This window comes from Nocardia lijiangensis NBRC 108240 (assembly GCF_001613045.1).
Lineage (GTDB): Bacteria > Actinomycetota > Actinomycetes > Mycobacteriales > Mycobacteriaceae > Nocardia > Nocardia lijiangensis.
In genome coordinates this window covers 1-809 of record NZ_BDBP01000220.1, presented here as the reverse complement: position 1 = coordinate 809, position 809 = coordinate 1, and the positions used below count along the sequence as shown (strand labels likewise).

Here is an 809-nt window from a genome sequence, read left to right as displayed (position 1 = left end):
GGCGCGCGGCCTGCGCGCGTTCGGCGCGGGCACGTGTCTCGCGTTCGGCGCGGGCCGCGCGGCGCAGCGAATCCGCTTTGCCGCGTACCGATTCCGCGCGTTCCTCGGCGGTGCGCACGGTGAGCCTGGCCTCCACCTCCATGGAGCGGGCCTCGGCCAAGGCGGCGGCCGCCTCTTCGCGGTCGCGGCCCGCGGTCTCGGTGCCCGCTGCGCCGACGCCGTCGGCATCGATCTCGGACTGTTCGAGTTCGGCGTGCCGCAACCGGTCTTCGAGTTCGGCCAGCGCGGTGAGTGACTCCTCGCGCCCGGCTTCGGCCTCGGTGCGCTGGGTGACGAGCCGGTCGCTGTCGGCCTGGGCCGCGCGGGCCGCCTGGCCGAGCCTGCCGAGCCGGTCGTAGATGGCCATCAGCGCCTGATCGGATTCGTGCAGCGCGAGCAGCGCGTGGTCCACCGCCTCCTTGCGATCGGCCTGTTCGGCCAGCGCTCCGGAGAGCGCCGCCTCCAGCTGTTCCGCGCGCCGCTGCGCCGCGATCAGCTCGGACTCGGCGGCGTCGATATCGGCCTGGATCTCCAGCTGGCTCGGGGCGCGATCGGATCCGCCGAGCAGCCAGCCGGTGCCGGTGAGATCGCCGTCGCGGGTGACCACTCGCAGCTCGGGGCGGGCCGCGACGAGTTCGGTCGCTGCCACGAGGTCGTCGACCACCGCGACGCCCGCGGTCAGCGCGCCGATGGCCGCGCGCACCGATTCCGGGCAGTCCACCACGTCGGCCAGCCAGCGGGCCTCGCCCGGCAGCGGGTCGCCGGTCGGG

At 75.3% G+C, this 809-nt stretch carries 1 protein-coding gene; it reads right to left on the bottom strand.

The window, feature by feature from the left end; genetic code table 11:
* The coding region (locus NL1_RS38465) for an SMC hinge domain-related protein (RefSeq protein ID WP_507763283.1) at positions 1-809 on the bottom strand (809 nt) is incomplete at both ends.